Here is a 23,460-nt window from a genome sequence, read left to right as displayed (position 1 = left end):
CCCCTACCTTACATTTTTTAGTGTCCTGCTCAATTATTTTACTATTCTGACTATTTATTCTGTATTGAGAAAAAAGAAGGGAACGTTCACACATGTATCCACTCAAAGCGAAATTAACACTTGACTTCACATGTGATTTATGTCAAAAAAAGATAGATAATAGCGAAATTCCTGCTACATCTATCCTCTATTTCAACACTATGATTTTAACTTTATAAACGTAATTTCCGGCAATGTTTGCATATGCTGAATAAATGCATTCTTTTCTTCTGACGATATATTTTTCAATTGCATTCCTACCTTATAAACTATTTCTGTATCTTGCTGTAAAGCTTCAACTTCATATGAAAGTATTGGAATACCTTTCACTCGTAGCGTCTCTACTATTTGTTGTACCGCTGCGTGTTTATTTATACACATTTGCACTGTTATATTTTGCGGAAATAAAAATTGCACCTTAAAAATACGACTTACAATCTCTAAACCAATCAAAACGAGAATCATCGCTCCAATCCCTACAACATACATACCTGCTCCAATTGTTAGCCCTATTCCTGCTGTAGCCCATAAACCAGCCGCTGTCGTTAATCCTTTCACTGCCTGCTTTTGAATAATGATTGTACCTGCACCTAAAAATCCAACTCCACTAACAACTTGCGCTGCAATCCGGCTCGGATCAAGAGCCATATGTTCTTCAAACACAATATCCGAAAAAGCATATTTCGAAACGACCATTATTAAAGCACTCCCTACGGCTACTAGGAAATGTGTTTTTAATCCAGCTTCTTTTGAGCGAATTTCCCTTTCAATACCGATTATCGCCCCTAACAAACCAGCAACACCGATTCGTATAATAAAATCAATATGTAAGCTCACGAGCACTTCCCCCTTTTATTCATTATAGAGAGATAAAACAAAAATTATCACATGCATCTATCCATCGATATAAAAGCATTTTATTAAAATACATTTAATATCCCAGTGATTTTATGTTAATATTTTAAATATTAACATAAATGAAACAACCTACTTCTCATACAAAAAAACTTTAAAATTCAACGTCTAACTTATTTTCAGTTAAAAATGGCATATGAGTTGCGTGAAATGAGGTTGAGAAATCCAGGAAACGCTTTCATTTTATATCATAATTTTTGTGAAATAAAACATAAATAAAAGGAGCTTACTAACAATGAACGTCTCTTTACTTACACCTACTACTGATTTACAAGAAGAATACTTAGATTTTTATAACGAATGGAAAGATAGCGGTGAAACGATGATTCCATGGGTTATTTCAAAAAATCCTTCTAATTTCACGGCAATGATTCAAGAATTACACGACGCACATAACGGAATAAATATTCCTGAAACTTGGGTACCAGATTCTACTTATTGGCTTGTTACAAATGAAAATAAAATTGTAGGAGTTGTTAATATTCGTCATAGTTTGACGGAGCATTTATTTAATGCTGGAGGCCATATCGGTTACGGTATTCGCCCTTCTGAAAGAAGAAAAGGTTATGCTACAAAGTTACTAGAGTTATCATTAGAAAAAACGAAAGAATTAAACATCACGAAAGCACTTGTCGTTTGCGACGAGGTGAATACTGCTTCAGAGAAAACGATTTTACATAACGGCGGTCTCCGTGATGATGATTTCACTGAAGAAGATGGGAATGTTGTGAGAAGGTATTGGATTGAGCTCTAAATAATCAAAAACAAGCCAGAAAGTGATTAAACACTTTCTGGCTTGTTTTATCCCGCGTTAACGGGCAGTACAACTCCCACCTCAAAATTCAGCTGGAACAAAGAAGTTAGGTGGGAGATTAACTGCCCATAAACGCCCGATTGGTGAAGGCTAATAATCAGTGGGGGATGAACAAAACCCCCACTGATTAAAGTTTCACTTTATACTGCTTCTATTTCAAACTGCACTGTAATACCACTTGGATCTACTACAGTAAATCCATTTGTAGTTTCATTTATTTCATGTTGTTTTTCTATTAATCTTTCTTTCACTTCATCTAACGCTTCTTTATGCGGTAGTACTATCGTATACACTTTTAGTCCAGTTGCATGTGCTGGTGGATACGGATTATTTACTCCGTTCCACGTATTTGCACCAATATGGTGATGATAGCCTCCTGCCGAAATAAATAAGCAATCATCTTCACGCTGTTGTACTTCAAAACCTACTGTATCTACATAAAACTCATGTGACTTTCCTACATCAGCTATTCGTAAATGGACGTGCCCAACGACAGTGTCAGCAGGTAATCCATCAAACTCATAATTAACGAGTGTTGCCAGTTCTTTTAAATCTAGTGGCGTACTTCCCCCTGGCCCTTCTCCCCATTGACCTCGAGGGCGATCTGCATAAATCTCGATACCATTCCCCTCTAAATCTTGTAAATAAAACGCCTCACTATACGTATGATCACTTGCACTATTAAATCTTGAAATTGGCAAAATTTCATTTGAATATGTATAACGCCCTTCTTGCTCAGCCGGACTATCAATTACCTTTTTATTGCGAATAACACCAAATAGTGCCGAAGCAAAAGCTTCACGAGTCGGAACTAAAAAGGCTACGTGATATATACCCGTCGTACGCGGTTCTTGTAGCGCTGCATCTTCCAACTGCTCAAGGACAAGTAACGTATTCTTACCACCTTTTCCTGTTAAATATGCTTTATTCCCCTCTTGCTTACTTACCTCTAACCCTACTACATTCTCATAAAAAGCAATTTGACGCTCTAGATCTTTTACTTTAAATGCAACATGACCAATACATGTTTTCGGATGAATTTGTACCATGAATAACGTCCTCTCCAGTTCCCTTTAGTTTTTTTATGTAAGTTGATAGGCAATAGGCCCATTCAACGAATACACCTTAATTTTATTTTTTTGTAGCATCAACTTTTAGCCATTTTTTCGATATGTCACTTAATGTTCCATCTTGCTCTAATTCTTTTAACGCCTTGTTTATATCTTCTAACTTTTCACTCTTTTTTGCAAATGGAAATGCAATCTCTCCCCATTCAAGTGGGCCAAATCCAACTTTTACATTATCTAGTTTCGCCTTTGTTATTGTTGTTTCCACTTGAACTTTATCATTATAATAAGCATCGACGCGTCCGAATCCTACTTCGTTCAATTCCGCCGTTGGGTCCTCTGAGTACGTTTTAATCGTAAAAGCATTATTTTTATTTAAAGCTTTTAACTCTTGCTCTCCTGCTGTACCAAGTCCAACACCTACAGTCTTTCCTTTTAGATCCTCTAGCGATTTAATTGTATTATTATTTTTCTTCACCGCAAAAACAGAACCTGAATACACATACGGGATCGAAAAGTCATATTTCTTTTTTCTTTCCGGAGAAACGGATAATTCATTTGCAATCGTATCAATACGGCCTGAATCTAATAAACCGAATAATCCTTCAAAATCAGAAACATTCCATTCTACTTTATATCCAGCTTTTTTAGCAGCCGCTTCAATAATTTCAGCATCAAAACCTTTTACTTTCTCACCCTCTTTAAATATAAATGGGCTACGACCTGCAGAAGTCCCAACTTTCACTACTTTTTCATCTGTCTTTTTACTTGCTGCATTAGAACCACATGCAGACAAAGCTCCAACTGATAGTGTTAATGCTAATGTTAGTAATAATGACGATTTTCTCATAACTCTTCCTCCTAAATAACGAAATGGTTTCCTTCTTCAGATGCATTTAATTGCCGTAAAAACTTTTTCGTACGTTCATTTTGTGGGTTTCGAAAAATCTCTTCTGGCGTTCCCTGCTCTACGATGATTCCATCAGCCATAAAAATAACGCGATCAGCCACCTCTTTTGCAAAATTCATTTCATGTGTAACAATAACCATCGTTATATGTTGTCTTGCCAAGTCTTTAATAACTTGTAATACCTCATTAACTAATTCTGGATCAAGTGCTGAAGTCGGTTCATCAAACAATAATACAGCTGGATTTAAAGCCATTGCCCTAGCAATCCCTACCCTTTGCTGTTGTCCACCTGATAACATTGCCGGATAAAAATCTTCTTTATCAGCTAAGCCTACTTGTTTTAATATTTCTCTCGCTATTCCATTTGCCTCTTCTTCACTTTTTTTCTGTACAACCGTTAATGCTGTTGTAATATTTTGCAATGCTGTTTTATTTTTAAATAAATTATAGTTTTGAAAAACCATAGCTGTTTTTTGACGTAATTTTATGATTTCTTTTTGATAAAGTTTCTTCGTATGAATCTCTAAATCTTCAATTCTAATACTGCCATCATCCGGTTGTTCTAATAAATTTAAACATCGTAGTAATGTCGATTTCCCTGAACCAGAAGGTCCAATAATTACTACCACTTCCCCTTTTTTGACAGTAAGTGAGATTCCTTTCAGCACTTCATTATGTTTGTAAGATTTATACAAATTTTTTAACTCAATCACATATATCACCTCATTTCTCTTATAAATACGGTGCATCAAGTTTCTTCTCCAACCTTTTCTGTCCCCAGCTGATTACGATTGTAATAATCCAATACACAATCGCTACCGCTAAATAGCTTTCCATATAACGATACGATTGTGCCGCCAGCATTTTCGCTTGTGCCAATATTTCAGCCACTCCAAGTGCAAAAGATAACGAAGATTCTTTTAACAATCCAACAAAATTATTTCCAAGTGACGGCACTGCTACACGAATAGCCTGCGGAAAGATAATTTGTCGCATCGCTTGTGCTTTTGTCATTCCAACTGATAAACAAGCATCCATTTGCCCTGATTCCACAGCATTTAATGAACCTCGAATGATTTCTGACAAATAAGCAGCATTATTTAAACTGAGGCCAATTAAAGTTGCTTGCATAGCTGTAAGTACTGTAAAAGCCGGAGATATTTGTGGCAATCCGAAATACAACACAAACAATTGAACCAATAACGGTGTTCCTCTAAAGAAAGAGATATACACCCTTGCAATTGGATATAAAAATTTCGTTTTGTTTTTTGTAATGATCGCCAAGCCAATCCCTATAAAGAAAGAAATAATCATTGAAACTACAGTAATCCCTAAAGTTATGTATACATACTTAAATAATTGCGGAAAACTTTCTAAAAAATACGCTACATCAAATTTCACTCTATCCCCCCTCTCTAAACAAAAAACTCTTCTTACACATATAAGAAGAGTTGAATGTTAATCCACTTCCCTTCATCTTCCAAACGCCTTTTACGTTTGCTGGAATTAGCACAGTGCTTTTTTAGCCTGTTGCTGAGATTTCACCGGGCCAGTCCCTCCATCTCTCTTGATAAGAAAACTAATAAATTTTTCCATTTATTTAGTTGTTATTATGAAGAATACAGTTAAAATTAAACAATGTCAATAGGAAAACTAAGAATTAAACTCAACCCTTTTTCGAACATACTAGTAATACATCAATTTACTATTCTTAATAAACTGTACACAAAAGCCATCTCCTCTGAAATTCAGAAGAGATGGCTTCAATTATAGAAACTATAAATATTTTACTTTCTTATCCTTTAACTACATATTTATTTCATCTTATGTACTTCAGCAACTAACTTTCCGCCTTGAATGCCCATATAAAGCTTAACAGGAGCATCATTCGTATTTTCAAATACTAAGTCTAAATATGGATAAGCAATTGTAGCATCTCTTCCCTGAGGGACATAACCTACTGTTTTAGAATGTGTAGTTCTCTCTACCATTTTCAAACCAGCTTGATCTGCTGCATTGTATAGCGTTGATGATGTTTGACAAACGCCACCACCATAACCATCTACTAATTTACCATCTACAATTTCTTTACCTAATTGATATCCTTTATCTGGCGTTGTATCACCGATTAATGCATTGAAAGAGAAACTGTCTCCTTTTGCTAATACAACTCCATTTATGCTCGCTGCCGACAAACGAATATTCTCAATACGGCCACCTGCTGATCCACCTAAATTCGTTTCATATCTACCAATTACCGTGCCACTTCCTTGCGCATCACTTAATGTTGCGGTAGGCTTTTTCTCAACGATAGGTAACTGATATGAAGAATCCCACATACCAACGTTTAATAATTTATCTACTAATTCTTTTTCCATTAATTCAAAAGAAGGCTTTCCTTCTTGCCATGATCCATCAGATGCTATACGTGAAGGGACCATCTTTTTGTCAACATTTTTCCCGACTTCACCTGCAACCTTCGTTACGGATTTTTTGAATTTCGACTCATCTTCAAAATAACCTAAACTCGATAAGTCTATTTTTTTCACTTCAGTACCAGTACGCCCATCCACTAAGCTAATTGAATCCTGTACATCAGCCTTAGCCTCTACAACATTCCCACCAAAATCACTTACTAATGCCACATCACTTACTTTTGTACCACAACCACTTACTACAGCTACACATAGCACCCCTACTAATATACCCTTTATTTTTCGGAACAATATACTCTCTCCTTTTCCCCAACATTATTTCTTATGTATTATTTCATTTTTATGTATCTTTTGTTACAATCATTTTACAATATATTTAGAAAATGTTACAAGTTGTTTTTTACTCTATTAAAATTACTCTTTTCTTTTGTAAATGTCTATACATATTTATATAAATTTTCGAGTTTGATAAAATTGTAACTTTTATGCAACCTATCTCCATCCAGTATATACCATTCAACAGATGAAATACAAATGTAACACTCTTTCATTTCACCTCTCTATTCATCTGCATGCTTTAGAAACCGTAATACCGATTTTTCATATGTGATCATTATTAAACAACTTAAACCGAGCTTTTATAGGTAAAAACAATCATTCGCTTCAGTGTATATAGGTATTTGCCGTGCCACTACTCCGCTTTTGCACATACATTATGATGAATTTAACCTATTATAAAGAAATGGAGGATGTTTTTATGTATCCCTACAATCCTTATGATTCATTTAACCAATATGGTTACCAACCTCAGTATGATTTACAGGCACAATACCAACAATATATAGATCAAACAGAACAATTTAATCCATATGATCAAAATCGACAATTTCAACTTCCAATCTCTTTCCCTGGTACTGGAAACCGTCAATTAGAAAGACGAGTAAATGAGCTTGAGCAAAGAGTACGTCAACTAGAAAACACAGTTGAGCGTCATACGCGTAGATTAAACCGCTTAAATCAGCGTTTACGTACAGTAGAAAATAGGCTAAATATTCCATTTTCAGCATTAGAAGACGGATTTTAATTTCGAAAATAACAAATATATAAGGAAGGGGCTCCCCCTTCCTTATATAAATTGACGAAAGTTTTTTCCATCTCTATACTGATAAGAGTTAATGAAATGAAACAAGGTGATAAATATGGATTTTGAAATAAATTTTCTTTCCTTTTATGTAGTACAAGTAGAAGGAAAAGGTGAAGCAGTTGATAAGCGCTATAAACATTTTCAAACATTAGACGCTGAAGAGTATGAAGATAGCTCTTTAAAAGAATTTTTGAATGGTGAATTATTAAAAATTTCAAAGCGAAAAGTAGAACGTCACGCAAAAACAGAACAAGCCCCAACGAAGATCGGTCGCTTTATTGTAGAAGAAGGGCATGAACTCGATTCAAACCCTCATTACAACTTATTTAATCGTATTCGCTTTGCAGAAACAAAAGAAAACTTCAAAGATATGAGCGAACCTCTCGTTTATACATACCTTGACACAAGCGCTGTACGTGGTGGTGTGTTTTTAATCGCTCAAGCAAAACTACGCAAATACTTTGATGATCCATTCGTATTCGTAATGAAATGTGACTTCGAACCAAAGGTTGCTTCCATTTCTGATGAATCAACACTTATTCGTAACGTTGAAATGGCCATCACAACAAAGAATATGAAATCTATCCAGTACCCATACATGCCTGAAGAAGGTATGGTGGAGCCTGGCGAACTAAAAATACACCAAGCATCACACGCCCGCTACTTTGAAGACTTCTTAAAATTCGTCGAATACGAACGCTCTATGCCTGAAATTATGAAAACACAAGTAATGGACATGGTATACGACCAAATTGAAGATGTATTTGAAGAAGGTACTGAAGAACGTGAACAGTTCGACCAAGCGATGGAAGTATGGGCTGCCAGTCCGAAACGCGAAATTATGGAACAATTTTCAACAGAAGAAGTAATGGAAGCTACCGCTCAAATCGTCGAGCACGCCCCTGAAGTGGAATTAAAGCTAAAAGCAGATCATATCTCTGTGAAGGCTTTGCTTGCTGATTTCGGAGACCTAATACATATCGCAAAGGTAAACGCCCGATATGTATTAATGATTGAGGCTGACACACTTACTTTTGAGAAAGGCTTCTCTCCCATTGAGTTTCTGAAGCCGGATGAATTAGAAGACGTAATTGAGCGGATTGAGAATAAACAGCAGTATTCTTATGATCCGAATGGGATCGAATAAATGCTTCCATATACCTATTTTTACTGAGCTCTATTAACAAGCGCTCTTTTATTTGGGACATAGTTGACATTTATACTAAAAACCGATTCTACTAAGAATCGGTTTTTCTTCTTTATAACAAATATGCTTATTTTTAAAAAATATTTTTGCTCCAAGATGACATTTCTTGTAGCATCAAGCAGATTCCTTCCTTGTTGTACAAGCGTATTTCCATGAGAGACATCTACTTCAATATTCCTAGTTGACCAAGTCCTTCTATAAGTTTTTGGTGTTTTTCCTTTTAGTCATTATGTATGTTGTTAAAATGAAAATTTCACTTTACTACCTCAAATTTATTGTACTCGTAAAAAGATAATTGAAAACGATATTCCGGATGCTCTCTCACCCAATCGTAGGCTTCTTCTAAAATATCCATTTTATTTTGCACGTCATTAAGTTCACTACATTCGTTCCTTTTCTGTTTACATAGAGGACAGAACCCACCCACTATCTCGGCATTCATCGCACGAATCGTTTTACTTTCTAAGTCAACTACTAGACGAAGAATAAGAGAATGCTCCGCCTTTGTAGTCACCATCATTTCAGCAATTCCATCCTCATTCCAAAAGACACCATTTAATTCCATCTGTACGGTGACATCTTTGATTTCCAAGTCTATCACTATCACACCTCCCTTGTATAAGACTCTTACCTTACTCTTCGATTTTAATCTTTAATACACCACGAGCTAAAGATATATTAAGCTTTTTCCAATTCTTCTTCTTTGCTATGAAAGGAAGTGTAATTAGTGCAAATAGTGTGGTAAATATTATCAAAAAAACTAAAACGGTTAAAATGTTAAAGATTGCTTCCATTAAACTACACTCTTTTCTATGTATATCCGTACTAAAAACAACAAAATATTCCATTAACAATACAGGACAAGCCGTGAATTTTCCAACTAAACTTCAGCAACTTAATCCTGAAGTCTAGTTGTACATATGAATAAAATAAATTTTATTACTAACTTTCTTCTACTACTTTCTCCATCTCAGCCAAATACCTAAGCTGCCGCTCCGCTTTTCTCACCGCAGTAGGAAAGTGTTTTTTCAGAAGTTCTACTGCTGATTCACTTATATAATATCTTTCCGTTATACCTTCCCACGTGTCACTACTTTCAAATGCACTCCATACAAAAGGACGCTCTGTATTTTTTCTCAGTTCTTTAAACACCCATTTCCGCATCCTTTTTTTCGCTTTTTCTGTTAGTTTTCCGTTCTTTACAAGTTCAAGCTCACCATGTCTCTTGTATCGCTTGTTAATATCTCTCTCGCCATATACTTTCAGAAAGATATTTGCTGTATTCTCAGCATCTGCTAAAGCTCGGTGCTGCTTCCCTTCCCACGTTAAGCCGAGCTGATCCACTGCAAATTGTAAACTTGGTGTATGCTCAAATAATTCTTCATACGCCTGAAAAACAAATTTTTGCACATCAAATCTACTCTCTTTTTCCATACATGGGCATTCTACACCGTATAATGTACAATCTTGAGATAGAAAACGGTAATCTTCTTTTCCCCATGAAACAAATATTGAATCTTCTCCGATGAACTGAATAAATTTCTCTATAATTTGAGGGAAATTCCCTACACCTATTAAATCTTTCTTTGTAATTCCAGTTAATTTTGTTGTATGACGAGTTAATGGGGCACTTGGTTTTACTAACTCTGAAAATTCTCCAATAACCTTCATTGTACTCACATCTATTTTTACAGCTCCAATATCAACTATTTCTGACGGATCTTCTGATTTATACGGCCTAAAATTCCTTTCAATATCAAACACAATGAAGTGTGTAGCGTTTTTCAATTTATTTACCTCTTTCTAAATTCCTTTTCACACACATACTTTATTTTCAGTATTTATTTATTAATGCACTTTATGCATGAAAAACTTCGCATAAAAATCAAAAATTCAGTCTTATTATTACATGTACATAGGAGGATATTCAATAAAAACGCAAAAAAAAAGAAGGGCAAGCCCTTCTTTTTTCATAATTACTTCTTGTTTACGTTTGTAGCTTGAGGTCCACGGTTACCTTGTTCTACTTCGAAAGTAACTTCTTGACCTTCTTCTAAAGATTTGAAGCCGTCGCCTTGGATAGCTGAGAAATGAACGAATACGTCTTCTCCGCCTTCAACCTCGATGAAACCGAAACCTTTTTCTGCGTTAAACCATTTTACTTTACCGTTTTGCATTTAAAAAATCCTCCTACAATGTACCTATATGTACATATTCATTTTCAACCACTTTACAATAATACATCATATATTAAAAAACTGCAACCCCAGAGGAGATTTAACATTGCTATCCTCCTCGGAAGTTACAGCTCATTTAAATCTCTATATTATTAAAAGTAAAATGGTTTAAAGTAACTATATCATACCAATATAATAAAAGTAAAGTTTTTTTAAAGTTATACAGCTTTTTTTTTCCACTGCATCGTTTTTAATTCACCTGATCCAGCTACAACATAGCCTTCTTTTTCATTAACAATGCGCCAACCATGCCCTTTAACCGAATCACATACTGTAACAATTCCTTCTTCAAGAAGCACACGGCAAACAGTGCTAATTCCCGCCTTATTTTGCGTTGATGTTGTATATAACACATGTTGATCCACACTTAAATCTAAATAACTACTCGCTTTTTGTTCACTTTGACATGTATGCCAACCTATTTTATCACTTTCGATACTCTCATTTATTCTGCAAAAAGAAATATTTCCGCTAATCCCCTTGCACGATCCACTTGCCGCTACTAAATAGGAATTATGTATAGTCAACGCAGAAATCATCTGATTCATCGCTATTTTAATCCTTTTTAATTTACGTGTCTCTAAATCAAAAAGCCAAACACCACCATATTTAGTATGTATTTTCGTACCGATAAATAAGTAATGTTTATATAAAAATAATGATCGAATAGATGGTGCCTCACTACCGTAATTAAGAAATGGCTGAATAGTCTCCCATGTGGAACCAAAATTATTAGAATGATACAGTGTTTTATCTCCATGAGCAATTACTGTTCCATTCTCATTACTACATACATTCCAGCCCGTTGCTTTCGTTGGAAAGCGCTGGATCGTCCACGCTTCTCCACCATTCATACTACGAATAAAAACTCCTTCGTCTCCTACTCCGTAAACTACGTTACCTTCACTATGTAAATCTCGAATTCGTTTTTGGAAACCAGTTAAAGCCTGTTTCCATTCTCCATCTTTTTCAATGAATAAACCATTATATGTAGTAGCTAACAAAAGCTTTCCATCTCTTAACTTTGTAATAGCAGTTGCACTTAACATTGTTTCCACGTTGACACTCCCGTTCCTAGAACTTCTCGGCAAAAGCAATTGCAAAATCACTGCATTTTTCAACGTCTTCTTTATCTTCTGGAGCTAATTCAATTTTCAATCCTTCTTGTACAAGTTCTGCCCCACATTTTACAAGACGTTCTTCAAATATCGTTACCGCTTCACAAAACAGCTCATACGCCGTATCACCTGATCCAAAAACAGCCACTTTTTTACCCGTTAAATCTATATTTTCTAACTCATCATGGAAATCTTCCGCTTCAAATGGTAATTCACCATCACCCCATGTATAAGATCCTAAAATGATTCCATCATAAGTTAATAATTCTTCAGCATCCATACCTTCCATCTCTTGTAATACTACTTCATGATCAAAGGCATCTAAACTTACTTTAATTAAGTCAGCAATACTCTCTGTATTCCCTGACATACTTGCATACGCTATTAAAATTTTCGCCACTTTGGCATCCCCCTCTTACAATAATTGATTCTCATTCTCATTATATTAATAATGAGAATCAATTTCAATTATTATTTTCATTCAATTTATATCCTTTTCATTTATGTTAAAAGAAATGGTACATCTGACTATTCCCTTTTCATTTTGAGTATTAACATTCATATTCATCTATTGCCAAATCTAGTTTCTCAACTTATTGTATATACATCCTTTCACATTTAATATGTTGCATATATAATGCGAAAGGCCATTTACACATTTCATTATTTTTAGGTAACAAACAATTTCGATCTTACAAAAAGAGGAGTCTTTCTAATGAAAAAATTTTTTATTAGACTTTTAAAAATATCATCCCTTTTGACAGCACTATTATTAACAGTGGGTGCCATTATTCTATTTGGCACTTCATACGGCCATAATTTACGTGTCATCGCAGCGGAAAGTATTTTAACGTCTCAACATCCGCAATACGCAAAAATTACATTACTGTCTGATAACGAGTTAAATGATATTTCTCAATCCATTACAAATCCAAAATGGAAAAACAGCGATTTTGCCAATACTAAACTTTCAAAACAAGAATTAGAGCGAAAGAAAAATGCACCATTAAACGTTTCGATTGAAACGATAAAGAAAAAATACAATGATCATTTTTTTGAAGGTAAATTAATGACTATTAGTAATCCATTAAATGTAAAGCTCGTTACACAACAAGGTTCAGAAGGGAAAGACGTTGGAGAAAAAATATATGTCATGGCAAAACGAAACCATGCACTTGCTGCTGTAAATGCTAGTGGGTTCTGGGATGAAACGGGGCATGGTGGTGGTAAAACAGGCATCGGTATTGTTATTGAAAACGGGAAAGTTATAAACACACCGCAAGACATTAATACCCCTACTCTCGTCAGTGGACTTACAAAATACGGACAAATGGTTTCAGGAGAGTTTTCTGCTAATCAACTGTTAAATAAGAATGTCGTTTCCGCTGCTGGCTTTATGCCTCAACTAATTGTAAATGGCGAAAAAATGATTACAAATGATGGCGGATGGGGCTATGGTCCCCGAAGTATTATGGCTCAGAAAAAAGATGGATCAATTATGTTTTTCATCATTGATGGAAGACAACCTCATAGTATCGGAGCTTCTTTAAGAGACTGCCAAGATATTCTTTATGAAAAAGGGGCCATAAATGCAATGGCAATGGACGGGGGCTCGTCAGCAACATTGTACGCAATGGGAGACATTTTAAACATCCCTTCAACCTTATCTCATAAATCACGCTATTTACCAAACGCCTGGGTTGTTACCTCGAACCCTAAGCAACAAGTTCATGTAACGATAGATGGTAGCCCAGCAAGCTCTCAAAAGATTTCCGAAATGACAGGATCTACTGCTGTAGCAATAAATAAATAAATAAAAAAGAACAGATGACTATACAATCATCTGTTCTTTTTTATTACTTTTTAAAAATACCAAATGGTTTTCCAACTGGTAATACAACTTTTCCGAAGTGTGTATTTAACACGGCTGCTGCTGAACCATAGAAAGATAATAATGAAATACATAGTTCAGAATACGCTGCTAAATTATGCATTGCGTGCGGCATAACACCCAAAGTACTTAATGAAAGACCAATAAATAAGAAATCAATAAGGACGAAAATCATAAATAATACTTTATGTGTTTCCATTGCACCAATTGTCATAAAGATCGTGAAAATCAAGTATCCGATAAAGGCTACACCAAGCTGTTTTGAATCTGCAGTTTGGGCTAATTTTTCGCCAAATACTCCGAGTTGAATTAACCAAGTCATTCCAACACCTAACCAAAATAGGCCGTACGCACCAAATGCTGTTGTACCGAACGTATTGTTATGCTTTGCATCGTGAATGCATGCAAAGATTTGTGCAAATCCTCCTAAAAAGATTGCCCATGGTAATACAAGTGAAACGCCATCTGTTAAGCCTAACTTTTGAGATGATGCTACAAGTGTTACCATCGCTAATCCAAATAGACCAATTCCAGATGGATCTGCTGTTGTCATTTTCACATGATGTGTAGTAGTTTGATTGCTCATATAAACCTCCTGATTATAAACATACTCGAATACAATACTTAAATCAGAAGGCTATGTCAATGGTTTTTTTTGTATGTTGTCAGACCTTATATTCCATAATAATCAAATACACATTTGGCCATATCATAAGGTTTTACATTTAAATTTGGCAACTCATTTACCGGCATCCATAAAGGAATATAGCTCCCTCTATCTTTCAGCTCGAACTCCTCGCCTTTACCACTTCCGAAAACTCCACCTATAATATGGGCATTATAATAATACTCCGTACCTTTATACTCCACCTTTGTAATCAGATGCTCCACTTGTATATGTACCCCTAATTCTTCATAAACCTCTCGCTTCGTTGCTTCTTCAGGTGTTTCTCCTTCTTCAATTCCCCCGCCTGGAAAAACAAAATACATTTCACCTTCTCGAACACGTTTTATAAGAGCGATTTTACCACCTTGTATAATTATAGCTACACCGCGATTTCTTCTCACTTTATTACCTCAACACCAATCGCAACTGTTCCCCATTCTTTTTCTTGTTCTTTCGTATATATTCCGTATGTACTTTCTAACATTTCTTTTATACTAAGTTCTTCACAATCAAATAATTTTTTATCAATTTGTTCGTACATTGCTTTAAAGCTTTCGTATCGTTTTATCTCCGTTACTTTTACAGCCATCGGTTCTGCTGTCGTAAGGTTCGTAAATACAATTTCATCGTCTTGTTTTATAAGTTGACGTTTTTTATCGTATAAGCGTACTTCATATACTTTTTTTCCTAATTGAATCGACTGAAAAGGTTTATTATATAATCCCATTTCGTATCTCATACATTTCACTCCCTTTTATTCATCTTGCCTACTAACATTTTTGCACATTACTATTTCATACAACATAGTTCGCCTTACTTCACCTTGCATATAATGTTCCATATCCATTACTTTCTTTAGAGAGGATGCTAAAATTGGTATGTTATATTTAAATCAAAAACCTGAATATAATAAATATGATATCGGTGATTATACTTACAGTAAAGTAGGCCCTATTATTTTTTCTTGGAATGATGAAACAAAATTAAAAATAGGTAAGTTTTGTTCATTAGGAGAAGAAGTCGTTTTCGTACTTGGCGGTGAACATCGTGCTGATTGGATAACAACTTATCCATTTAATGTCCTCTTCGAAGAAGGAGCACACATTACTGGGCATCCTTCTTCAAAAGGTGATATCGTAGTCGGCAATGATGTATGGATTGGTTATCAATCCTGCATTTTATCTGGTGTTACAATTGGTAACGGGGCCATTATCGGGGCCAAGAGTGTTGTTACAAAAGACGTACCTCCATATGCAATCGTCGCTGGTAATCCTGCCAAACTAGTTCGATATCGTTTCCCGCAAGAAATCATTGAAAAACTAGAAAACCTTGCATGGTGGGACTGGGACATTTCCGTTATAAAAGGAGCTATTCCATTTCTACTCTCCAACAAAGTCAACGAATTTTTCACTTCTCCCGAAGAAGAAGCTACTTAATCTAAACAAAAAGAGCATCCTATTCTTTCAGGATGCTCTTTTTGTGTTTATTTTTTATTTATTCGCAACTGATTACACGGGGAACAGTGAAATGGAATTTTGTCTAAACAATTAAAGTTTATTTCACAAATTTGTTCTATCGTTGGAACAAATGGAATGACAACTATGTTACTATCTATTATTTGTGTAACAGGTGGCAATACTGTGCCTACTTGATGTTCGAAGCGAATACTCGCTTGATTAATATAATTTCCTGAACCGCTTGGTGCACTCTGAACTGTTACTTGGAACGAAACTGTCCGTGCTTCACCTGGATTTAAACTTCCTATAAGAAACCCTAATACTGGGCTTACATTTGGCACTGGCGTATTATCAACAGTTACACTTCCAGGAACAAATCGAAAACTACTATCTAACATATCTTGAAAACGAATATTTTGTATCGCTGTATCCCCCGTATTCGTAATAACTGTCGTAAACGTAATAACATCGCCTATCGTTGCTGATTGAAGATCTGCCGTTTTTACGACTGTTGTTGAAACATTTTGAGGAATAAAAGGGATAACAACTGTATTACTATCGCCTTCAACTACTACTGGCGGCTCATTAGGATTTACAGTTGCAAGCCCATTCGCTGTAGCTGTATTTGTAACTAAATTATTTATTTGCCCTCCTGTTATTACAACTTGGAAATTAATAATCGCTGCATCATTTGGCTGAAAATTACCTAAAGGGATACCAGTATTCGGATTGGCAAATGGAAAAGGTACATCATTTACTGTTACCGTGCCATTTATAAATAACGTATTTGGGTCAATGATGTCTGTTAAAATAATATTCGTCACAGGAACTGTACTATCATTTATAACAGCAATTCCGTAAGTGACAACATCTCCTACCATTGCTACTTCAAAATCCGCTCCTTTTGCAACAAATAAAATTGCAGTATTTACCGTTACAATAACTGTATTACTTGTGTCCATCACTGTAACTGGTGGCTCTCCTGGTACTAAAATATACTCTGCTAATGCCCCAGCAACGTTCACTACCGTACCACCATCAGGAAAACTTGTAATCGTAGCTTCATATGTTACAATCACCGTTTCACCGACTGGGATATCTGGTATCGTAAATCCAATCTGTGGATTTAACCCCGGCTGTGGTATTCCATTTATCGTTACACTATTTGGGACAAAATCAGCTTCCTGAGATAACACGTCTATAAATTGAACATTCATCGCATCAGCCGTACCAGTATTTAATATACGAACAGTATACGTTACCGTTTCTCCTACTCCAACAATTGGACGATCTACTTCTTTTAGCATATCTAAACTGCCTCTATTTACTGGAGTTACTGTCGTATTACTCGAACTCGTAATTGTAAACGGTGGTTCTCCTGGAATAAGTTCAAAACTACCCGTTACACTCGCCGAATTCATAATGCTATTAGAAGGCGGGATTGAGATTACAGTTACTTCAAACGTTATGAGTACACTATCTCCTACTGGGAGATCCGGTAATGAAAAGCCTACAAAAGGATCTAAACCTACTTGCGGAATCCCATTTATCTGTACACTCCCTGGAACGAATTCTAAACTAGGTGATGGAACGTCAATAAATTGCACATTTGTCGCTGTTACCGTTCCTGTATTTGTAACTTGCACACTATACGTTAACGTATCTCCTAATCGTGTCGCCTGTTTGTTGACAGTTTTTATAACATTGAATCGCCCTCTATTTACCCTTGTTATTGTCGTATTACTCGGCTCTGTTACTACAACTGGTGGTTCTCCTGGTACTAAAGTAAAACTTCCTGTTATATTTGCAACATTCGTTATCGTTCCTGAAGATGGAATATTTGTCACTGTCGCTTGGAACGTCACTATAGTCGTATTGCCAACAAGTATATCGCCAATTCCAAACCCAGTAATCGGATTTAAACCAGGTTGCGGAGTTCCATTTACCGTTACACTATTTGGGACAAATGACGCTCCTGCTGAAATCGTATCAATAAACTGAACATTGTTAGCTGTTACTGTTCCCGTATTCGTTATTTGCACTGTATACGTTAATACATCGCCAACGAGAGTCGCAGCCCTGTTCACCTGTTTTATAACATTAAATCGTCCTCTATTTACAGTTGTGAGTGTTGTATTGCTTGGTTGGTTTACTATAACTGGTGGTTCTCCTGGTACTAATATAAAGCTTCCAGTCACATTTGCCGTATTGGCAATCGTTCCGTTTGATGGCACACTGACGACGGTTACTTGGAAGGTTACTTTTACACTTTCACCTGGATTTATATCTGGAAGCGGGAATCCATTATTAGGATTGAATCCAGGTTGTAACACACCGTCTATCGTTACACTGTTCGGTATGAATGTTATAGAGGAAGGTAATACATCACTATATTGAACATTCGTCGCTGTCACTGTTCCTGTATTTTGAACTACTGTTGTATATGTGATTGTATCTCCTACTGCAACAACCGGCTGACTTACTGATTTTAAAGCATTCAAACCAGATTCATTTATTTTCGTTAATGTCGTGTTACTTGTCGTTGTTTCAGTAATAGGCGGCTCTGTTTCACTTACAGCAAATGTAGCCGTAACATCCACAAAGTTAACAACTGTTCCACCTTGAGGTATGCTCGTTACCATCTCTTGGTATGTGACAAGTACAAAATCACCTACAGGTATATCTGGAACTGTAAAGCCTATGAACGGATCTAATCCAGGCTCTGGTATTCCGTTTATACTCACACTTCCTGGAACAAATGCTACACCACTCGTACTAGAATCAAGAAATTGAACATTTGTTGCCGGCACTGTTCCAAAGTTAAAAATTAGTACATCGTAAGTTAATATTTCTCCAACCGTTGCTGCCTCTTTATCTACTAGTTTTAATGGGAAAATAGACGCTATATTAATCGTCGTAACGACTAAATTTGTTAATATCGTTTGCGTAATCGGTGGTTCCTGCGGATTTGGTTGTGAAGTAAATGTAACGTCAGCATCGTTTAATATGACTTCATTATCTGGAATTTCTGTAATCGTCACTTGGAATGTTACCGTAATACTTCCACCAGCATTTAATGACGGAGTAACTGTAAATCCTATTTCAGGATTTAAACCAAGTTGCTGTATTCCACCTATCGTTACACTATTTGCTACAAATGTTGTTCCTTCTGGAATGACATCTTGGAAGAGTACATCTGTAACAGGTATAATTCCTACATTCGTTATTAGAACGGTATACGTTAATACATCTCCAACAGCTCCAGCAGCAACATTTACAGTTTTTGTTGCTGTTACTTCACCAGGAGGAGGTAACGGTATTGTAACTACTGTCGTATTACTTGAATTTGTCGTTGTTACAGGCGGTTGTAAAGGATTTAATAAAAAAGTGGCTGTAGCAGATGCTGTGTTTAATACTGCTCCACGTGTAGACGGTGCAACTACCGTAACTTGGAACGTTACTGTCAATGATGTTCCCGCTGCGATATTAGGGAGCGGGAAACCAACATTTGGGTCAAAGCCAGGTTGAGGCGTTCCATTTATCGTTAAACTATTTGCGACAAATGTTGTTTCTGTTGCAATCGGATCAATGAAAGAAACATTCGTCGCTAGTACTGTGCCATTATTTCGAATGACAACAGAATACGTGTAAGTCTCTCCAAGTGCTGCTTGTTGTACAGATGAAGATTTTTGTATATTTAACTGTGCCGTATTTACCTGTGTCACTACAAAATTACTATTCGTAACAGTCGTTATAGGAGGTCCTGCCGGATTTATAAGGAAGCTTGCAGTAACGTTCGATTGATTTCTTATATTCCCTCCACTTGGAACACTCGTCACTGTAACTTGAAACGTAATTGTAGCGGTTTGCCCGACTGGAATATTTGGTACTGGAAAACCTGTCATAGGATTCGCGCCTTGCTGAACAACTCCATTTATCGTTACACTATTCGCTACAAATGTAGCTCCAGTTGGGATTGGATCTTGAAAAATGATATTTGTTGTAGGAACAGTTCCTGTATTTTGAATAAGAATCGTATACGTTAACGTATCTCCTATACCTGCTTGTGGTGTATTTACACTCTTCATTACATTAAGTGATCCTACATTCACTCGCGTCACAACAATATTACTAATCGTTACAATTGTAATTGGTGGCTGGAGAGGACTTACTTGGAAATCAGCAGTGACATTCGCATTATTCGGAAGAACTCTATTTGATGGTACACTTGTAATTAACACTTGGAAAGTAACTGTTACCATCGTACCTACCGGAATATTAGCAAGCGGAAATCCAGTTGTCGGATCTAAACCAGGTTGAGATATCCCGTTTATTGTTACACTATTCGCAACAAACGTTGTTCCAGGTGGAATCGGATCAAGGAATGATACATTTGTCGCTGCTACTGTTCCACTATTTTGTATACGAACTGTATACGTTAACGTATCTCCTACACCGGCTTCACTAGCACTTACGCTCTTCATTACATTTAGCCCTGAAGAATTCACAACTGTCATAACAGTATTACTTGGTACTGTTACAGTAATTGGTGGCTCTGTTGGATTTACAAGGAAATCTCCAGTTACATTCGCATTATTTACGACATTATTTCCTTGGGGAATTTCATCAATTAATACTTCAAACGAAACAATTACACTTGTGCCAGTAGGCAAATTATTTAGTGGGAATCCAAGTTCTGGATCTGCTCCTTCTTGTAAAACACCATTAACTAATACACTGTTTTCAATAAATAATGTCCCTTGCGGAATTGAATCTTGGAAAAATACATTTGTCGCTGGTACACTACCTGCATTTATGATTTCGATTGTATATACTAAAACATCCCCTACCGTTGCAACATCCGTATTGACTGCTTTCACAACTTCAAAATTCCCCGATTGTACAGTTGTGTTAACAATGTTACTAGGAACATTAATTGTTACTGGTGGTTCACTCGGATTCACTTGAAAACTTGCTGTTACATTTGCTTGATTTAAAATATCTTCATTTTCTGGATCCTGTACAATTAATACGTCAAATGTGACTACAACCGTTTGAGCCGCAGGAATATTTGGAAGAGAAAATCCTGGATTCGGATTCAATCCACTTTGCGGTACTCCATTAATTGTTACAGAATTTGCAACAAATGAAACAGCAGAAGGAATAGGGTCTTGGAAAAATACATTTGTTAGCGGAACGTTTCCTGTATTTTGAACGGCAATCGTATACGTTAAAGTATCCCCTACTGCTGCTTGCGTTGTATTCACTTCTTTTATTACATTTAAACCACCTGTATTAACTTGTGTTACAACGGTATTCGTTTGCCTATTAATCGTTACTGGCGGTTGATTCGGAATAACGACGAAATTAGCAGATACATTACCGCGATTCGCAATCGTTCCTCCTGATGGGGTAGATGTAACTCGTACTTGAAAAGTCACCGTTCTACTTCCACCTGGAGATATATTCGCTACCGTAAACCCAGTCGCTGGATTTGCCCCAGGTTGCGAAACTCCATCAACAGTTACACTATTTGGTATAAAAGTCGTTCCAATTGGGATTGGATCTTGAAAAATAACGTTCGTCGCCAGTACATTTCCTGTATTTTCAATTGTAACGGTATACGTAAGAACGTCATTAATTGTCGCAAAAGCTCTATCTACTGTTTTTCTCGTTCTTATATCGGCTATATTTATTGTAGTAAATACTGTATTACTTGTCGCTTGGCCTGAAACCGGTTGTTGACCAGGAACCGGAATAAAGTTAAACGTTGCACTTGCACGGTTCGGAATTGGATTTACAAGAGGATTAGATGTCACTCGAACTTGAAAGCGTACTACAGTCGTTTGCGAAGCATTAATACTTCCAAGATTAATACTACTTGCTGGATTCGCTCCTGGTCGAGCTACTCCATTTACCGTAACACTATTTGTTACAAACGTTGTTCCAGCAGGTATACTATCAACAAAAATCACATTATTTGCAGCGACATTCCCATTATTCGTCACATTAACTGTGTACGTTAATACATCATTAAGTGTTGCCGTCTGTAAATCTACAGATTTTTGCAAACTTACATTTGCGCGATTTACCGTCGTCTGTACTGTATTTGAAGAAGCTGTACTTGTGATAGGAGGACTTCCAACAAAAGGACGGAATTGGTATGACACCATTGCACGATTTGAAATTGGATTTGGACTTGGGAATGACGTAACTCTCACTTGAAATGTAACAACTCTTTGAGCATTATTCGGTATCGTTCCTAAATTAATTCCACTAGCTGGATTGGCGCTCGGCTGAGTTACTCCACCTACTGTAACACTGCCTGCTATAAACGTCGTTCCATTCGGAATACTGTCTTGTAATACAACGTTTTCTGCACTTCCTGTCCCTGTATTCGGAACAGTAATCGTATAAGTGAGAATATCACCTACTGCTGCAACGGTTTTATCAACAGATTTAACGGGATTTATAATTGGCCCTGTCGCATCAATTTGAACACCAAAACCAGCTGCAGCATATCCATCTCCATTTGTAACGAAGCGAACAGTCGCTGACGTTTGATTATTTACTAAGGATGACGAAGCATCTACATTCGTAATATCCCACCCTTGTCTTCGGACGGCTAAAGCTATCCCTAACGGCTGATTCAAATTTCCAAAGGTGCCAGTTGTATCTAAATTCCCACTATCATTACAAATTTGTGACTGAAAGAAATTATTTGCGGGATTTCTCGGTCCGAATAAAGCAACTGTAGCATTCGCATTCGGTCCAAAGCGAAGTTGATCTCCAACAATGTTAGAATCTCCTTCTTGAGCTGTTACAAGTACTCTCCCTGTAACAGCACCTGTAGATGGCGTTGCAAAACCTGAAATAGTAGCATCAACTGGTGGCGATGAAGCATCGATAATTTCTTGACCTGCATACACTGACAAATTCCTAAGAGGTAAACTTGCATTTTGATAAACTACCTCAAGCGTCCAACCAGCTGAACGACTGACTGTTGGATCAGCAGAAGTTCTTGTAGCCGGTACAGCACCCGTTGTATATGTTCCCGCTCCCCCTGTATTAACAAGATTCGTTACATTAGCAGAGCGAACATAATAAAACTGGTTCCCAACTGAACCTTGCTGCGCAGTGGCAGGATCTGGTGCAACAGAAAATGTTCCTGCTGGTGTTGTAAATGAAATATTATCATTTAAAAATGCTGTAACATCCTCTGTATCGGTCCGGTATGTGCCGGCCCATACTAGTTCTGCGTATAAAACACTACTCCCTGCTGGAAGGTTCAAAATTGCACTTGAAGAATTTAATGGCCAGTCATTCGTTGTTCCTACCGGGAATCCAGGTACTTGAAGCGATGTATTTATCGTTGTAAACACATCAATCGTACCGAAGTTATTGTTTGGTGCAGGTGATGTAGGACTTAGTCCCAACGTGTTCCCAGTGAACGTGACGGCACCAGTTACAGTTGTCGTAAAGCGATTCATAAAAGGCACACAATCATCTCATTTCATTTATAGTAAAAAGTGCTCTATACTATAAAATGTAGACAAACT

20 protein-coding genes and 1 riboswitch are annotated in these 23,460 nt (G+C 36.5%); of the genes, 5 read left to right on the top strand and 15 right to left on the bottom strand.

Annotated elements, in window-relative coordinates:
- Nucleotides 1–198 precede the first annotated feature (198 nt).
- The gene (locus ABH960_RS07820; RefSeq protein ID WP_404444109.1) at nucleotides 199–876 is read right to left on the bottom strand and encodes an MgtC/SapB family protein; all 678 of its coding nucleotides are present in this window, start codon (nucleotides 874–876) and stop codon (nucleotides 199–201) included.
- A 313-nt stretch (nucleotides 877–1,189) separates the two neighbouring features.
- Here ABH960_RS07820 and ABH960_RS07815 point away from each other — a divergent pair, with 313 nt between their 5' ends.
- Nucleotides 1,190–1,708: a GNAT family N-acetyltransferase gene (locus tag ABH960_RS07815; protein WP_002087711.1), complete on the top strand. Its 519-nt coding sequence runs from the start codon at nucleotides 1,190–1,192 to the stop codon at nucleotides 1,706–1,708.
- 200 nt (nucleotides 1,709–1,908) lie between these two features.
- On the opposite strand, the gene ABH960_RS07810 is transcribed toward ABH960_RS07815, so the two are convergent.
- From ABH960_RS07810 to ABH960_RS07790, 5 genes are all read right to left on the bottom strand, one after another.
- Nucleotides 1,909–2,817, bottom strand: a complete 909-nt coding sequence (locus ABH960_RS07810; protein WP_404444106.1) for a VOC family protein — start codon at nucleotides 2,815–2,817, stop codon at nucleotides 1,909–1,911.
- A gap of 82 nt (nucleotides 2,818–2,899) precedes the next feature.
- Complete coding sequence (locus ABH960_RS07805) at nucleotides 2,900–3,685, bottom strand: amino acid ABC transporter substrate-binding protein (RefSeq protein ID WP_002033609.1); 786 nt, start codon at nucleotides 3,683–3,685, stop codon at nucleotides 2,900–2,902.
- An 11-nt stretch (nucleotides 3,686–3,696) separates the two neighbouring features.
- Complete coding sequence (locus ABH960_RS07800) at nucleotides 3,697–4,458, bottom strand: amino acid ABC transporter ATP-binding protein (RefSeq protein ID WP_033708422.1); 762 nt, start codon at nucleotides 4,456–4,458, stop codon at nucleotides 3,697–3,699.
- Nucleotides 4,459–4,477: 19 nt separating this feature from the next.
- Entirely contained in the window at nucleotides 4,478–5,146 is a 669-nt protein-coding gene (locus ABH960_RS07795) for an amino acid ABC transporter permease (protein ID WP_002066492.1), read from the bottom strand.
- 69 nt (nucleotides 5,147–5,215) lie between these two features.
- Nucleotides 5,216–5,322, bottom strand: a riboswitch (SAM riboswitch).
- 237 nt (nucleotides 5,323–5,559) lie between these two features.
- Entirely contained in the window at nucleotides 5,560–6,471 is a 912-nt protein-coding gene (locus tag ABH960_RS07790) for a VanW family protein (protein WP_404444102.1), read from the bottom strand.
- Between the two features lie 466 nt (nucleotides 6,472–6,937).
- Here ABH960_RS07790 and ABH960_RS07785 point away from each other — a divergent pair, with 466 nt between their 5' ends.
- Nucleotides 6,938–7,264 carry a hypothetical protein gene (locus tag ABH960_RS07785; protein ID WP_404444099.1) on the top strand — a complete coding sequence of 109 codons (327 nt, stop codon included), beginning with the start codon at nucleotides 6,938–6,940 and terminating at the stop codon, nucleotides 7,262–7,264.
- Nucleotides 7,265–7,379: 115 nt separating this feature from the next.
- Nucleotides 7,380–8,471 carry a DUF3900 domain-containing protein gene (locus ABH960_RS07780; RefSeq protein WP_404444096.1) on the top strand — a complete coding sequence of 364 codons (1,092 nt, stop codon included), beginning with the start codon at nucleotides 7,380–7,382 and terminating at the stop codon, nucleotides 8,469–8,471.
- A gap of 313 nt (nucleotides 8,472–8,784) precedes the next feature.
- Here ABH960_RS07780 and ABH960_RS07775 read toward each other — a convergent pair whose 3' ends face one another.
- From ABH960_RS07775 to ABH960_RS07755, 5 genes are all read right to left on the bottom strand, one after another.
- The gene (locus ABH960_RS07775) at nucleotides 8,785–9,132 is read right to left on the bottom strand and encodes a hypothetical protein (RefSeq protein WP_002087722.1); all 348 of its coding nucleotides are present in this window, start codon (nucleotides 9,130–9,132) and stop codon (nucleotides 8,785–8,787) included.
- A 341-nt stretch (nucleotides 9,133–9,473) separates the two neighbouring features.
- On the bottom strand, nucleotides 9,474–10,319 hold the full coding sequence (locus tag ABH960_RS07770) for an exonuclease (RefSeq protein ID WP_002185214.1): 846 nt from the start codon (nucleotides 10,317–10,319) through the stop codon (nucleotides 9,474–9,476).
- 188 nt (nucleotides 10,320–10,507) lie between these two features.
- Nucleotides 10,508–10,708, bottom strand: coding sequence for a cold shock-like protein CspB (gene cspB / locus ABH960_RS07765; protein WP_001179147.1), 201 nt, complete (start codon nucleotides 10,706–10,708; stop codon nucleotides 10,508–10,510).
- A 218-nt stretch (nucleotides 10,709–10,926) separates the two neighbouring features.
- On the bottom strand, nucleotides 10,927–11,826 hold the full coding sequence (locus ABH960_RS07760; protein ID WP_404444092.1) for a WD40/YVTN/BNR-like repeat-containing protein: 900 nt from the start codon (nucleotides 11,824–11,826) through the stop codon (nucleotides 10,927–10,929).
- A gap of 16 nt (nucleotides 11,827–11,842) precedes the next feature.
- Nucleotides 11,843–12,286 carry a flavodoxin gene (locus ABH960_RS07755; protein WP_002185212.1) on the bottom strand — a complete coding sequence of 148 codons (444 nt, stop codon included), beginning with the start codon at nucleotides 12,284–12,286 and terminating at the stop codon, nucleotides 11,843–11,845.
- A 315-nt stretch (nucleotides 12,287–12,601) separates the two neighbouring features.
- Here ABH960_RS07755 and ABH960_RS07750 point away from each other — a divergent pair, with 315 nt between their 5' ends.
- The gene (locus ABH960_RS07750; protein WP_219303272.1) at nucleotides 12,602–13,699 is read left to right on the top strand and encodes a phosphodiester glycosidase family protein; all 1,098 of its coding nucleotides are present in this window, start codon (nucleotides 12,602–12,604) and stop codon (nucleotides 13,697–13,699) included.
- Nucleotides 13,700–13,742: 43 nt separating this feature from the next.
- Here the strand turns inward: ABH960_RS07750 and ABH960_RS07745 are convergent, their stop codons facing one another.
- The 3 genes from ABH960_RS07745 to ABH960_RS07735 all read right to left on the bottom strand — a co-directional run bounded on the left by ABH960_RS07745 (nucleotide 13,743) and on the right by ABH960_RS07735 (nucleotide 15,183).
- Nucleotides 13,743–14,363 (bottom strand): acetate uptake transporter, encoded by a 621-nt coding sequence (locus ABH960_RS07745; RefSeq protein ID WP_000070943.1) that lies wholly within the window; start codon nucleotides 14,361–14,363, stop codon nucleotides 13,743–13,745.
- Nucleotides 14,364–14,449: 86 nt separating this feature from the next.
- Nucleotides 14,450–14,845: an NUDIX hydrolase gene (locus ABH960_RS07740; protein WP_404444088.1), complete on the bottom strand. Its 396-nt coding sequence runs from the start codon at nucleotides 14,843–14,845 to the stop codon at nucleotides 14,450–14,452.
- Entirely contained in the window at nucleotides 14,842–15,183 is a 342-nt protein-coding gene (locus ABH960_RS07735; protein WP_404444085.1) for an ASCH domain-containing protein, read from the bottom strand. Before ABH960_RS07735 ends, ABH960_RS07740 begins: the two co-directional genes overlap by 4 nt.
- A 139-nt stretch (nucleotides 15,184–15,322) precedes the next feature.
- Here ABH960_RS07735 and ABH960_RS07730 point away from each other — a divergent pair, with 139 nt between their 5' ends.
- Nucleotides 15,323–15,880: a CatB-related O-acetyltransferase gene (locus tag ABH960_RS07730; RefSeq protein WP_002128459.1), complete on the top strand. Its 558-nt coding sequence runs from the start codon at nucleotides 15,323–15,325 to the stop codon at nucleotides 15,878–15,880.
- Between the two features lie 47 nt (nucleotides 15,881–15,927).
- Here ABH960_RS07730 and ABH960_RS07725 read toward each other — a convergent pair whose 3' ends face one another.
- Nucleotides 15,928–23,400 carry a DUF7507 domain-containing protein gene (locus tag ABH960_RS07725; RefSeq protein ID WP_404444082.1) on the bottom strand — a complete coding sequence of 2,491 codons (7,473 nt, stop codon included), beginning with the start codon at nucleotides 23,398–23,400 and terminating at the stop codon, nucleotides 15,928–15,930.
- Nucleotides 23,401–23,460 lie beyond the last annotated feature (60 nt).

Origin of the sequence: Bacillus sp. RC252 (assembly GCF_044909215.1) — a bacterium.
Taxonomy (GTDB): Bacteria; Bacillota; Bacilli; order Bacillales; family Bacillaceae_G; genus Bacillus_A; species Bacillus_A mycoides.
This window is presented reverse-complemented; position numbering and strand designations above follow the sequence as displayed.

Bases quoted from the DNA above. Each gene is read 5' to 3' on its own strand.
- ABH960_RS07815 (WP_002087711.1), top strand. From the start codon at position 1,190: ATGAACGTCTCTTTACTTACACCTACTACTGATTTACAAGAAGAATAC.
- ABH960_RS07810 (WP_404444106.1), bottom strand. From the start codon at position 2,817: ATGGTACAAATTCATCCGAAAACATGTATTGGTCATGTTGCATTTAAA.
- ABH960_RS07805 (WP_002033609.1), bottom strand. From the start codon at position 3,685: ATGAGAAAATCGTCATTATTACTAACATTAGCATTAACACTATCAGTT.
- ABH960_RS07785 (WP_404444099.1), top strand. From the start codon at position 6,938: ATGTATCCCTACAATCCTTATGATTCATTTAACCAATATGGTTACCAA.
- ABH960_RS07780 (WP_404444096.1), top strand. From the start codon at position 7,380: ATGGATTTTGAAATAAATTTTCTTTCCTTTTATGTAGTACAAGTAGAA.
- cspB (WP_001179147.1), bottom strand. From the start codon at position 10,708: ATGCAAAACGGTAAAGTAAAATGGTTTAACGCAGAAAAAGGTTTCGGT.
- ABH960_RS07750 (WP_219303272.1), top strand. From the start codon at position 12,602: ATGAAAAAATTTTTTATTAGACTTTTAAAAATATCATCCCTTTTGACA.
- ABH960_RS07745 (WP_000070943.1), bottom strand. From the start codon at position 14,363: ATGAGCAATCAAACTACTACACATCATGTGAAAATGACAACAGCAGAT.
- ABH960_RS07735 (WP_404444085.1), bottom strand. From the start codon at position 15,183: ATGAGATACGAAATGGGATTATATAATAAACCTTTTCAGTCGATTCAA.
- ABH960_RS07730 (WP_002128459.1), top strand. From the start codon at position 15,323: ATGTTATATTTAAATCAAAAACCTGAATATAATAAATATGATATCGGT.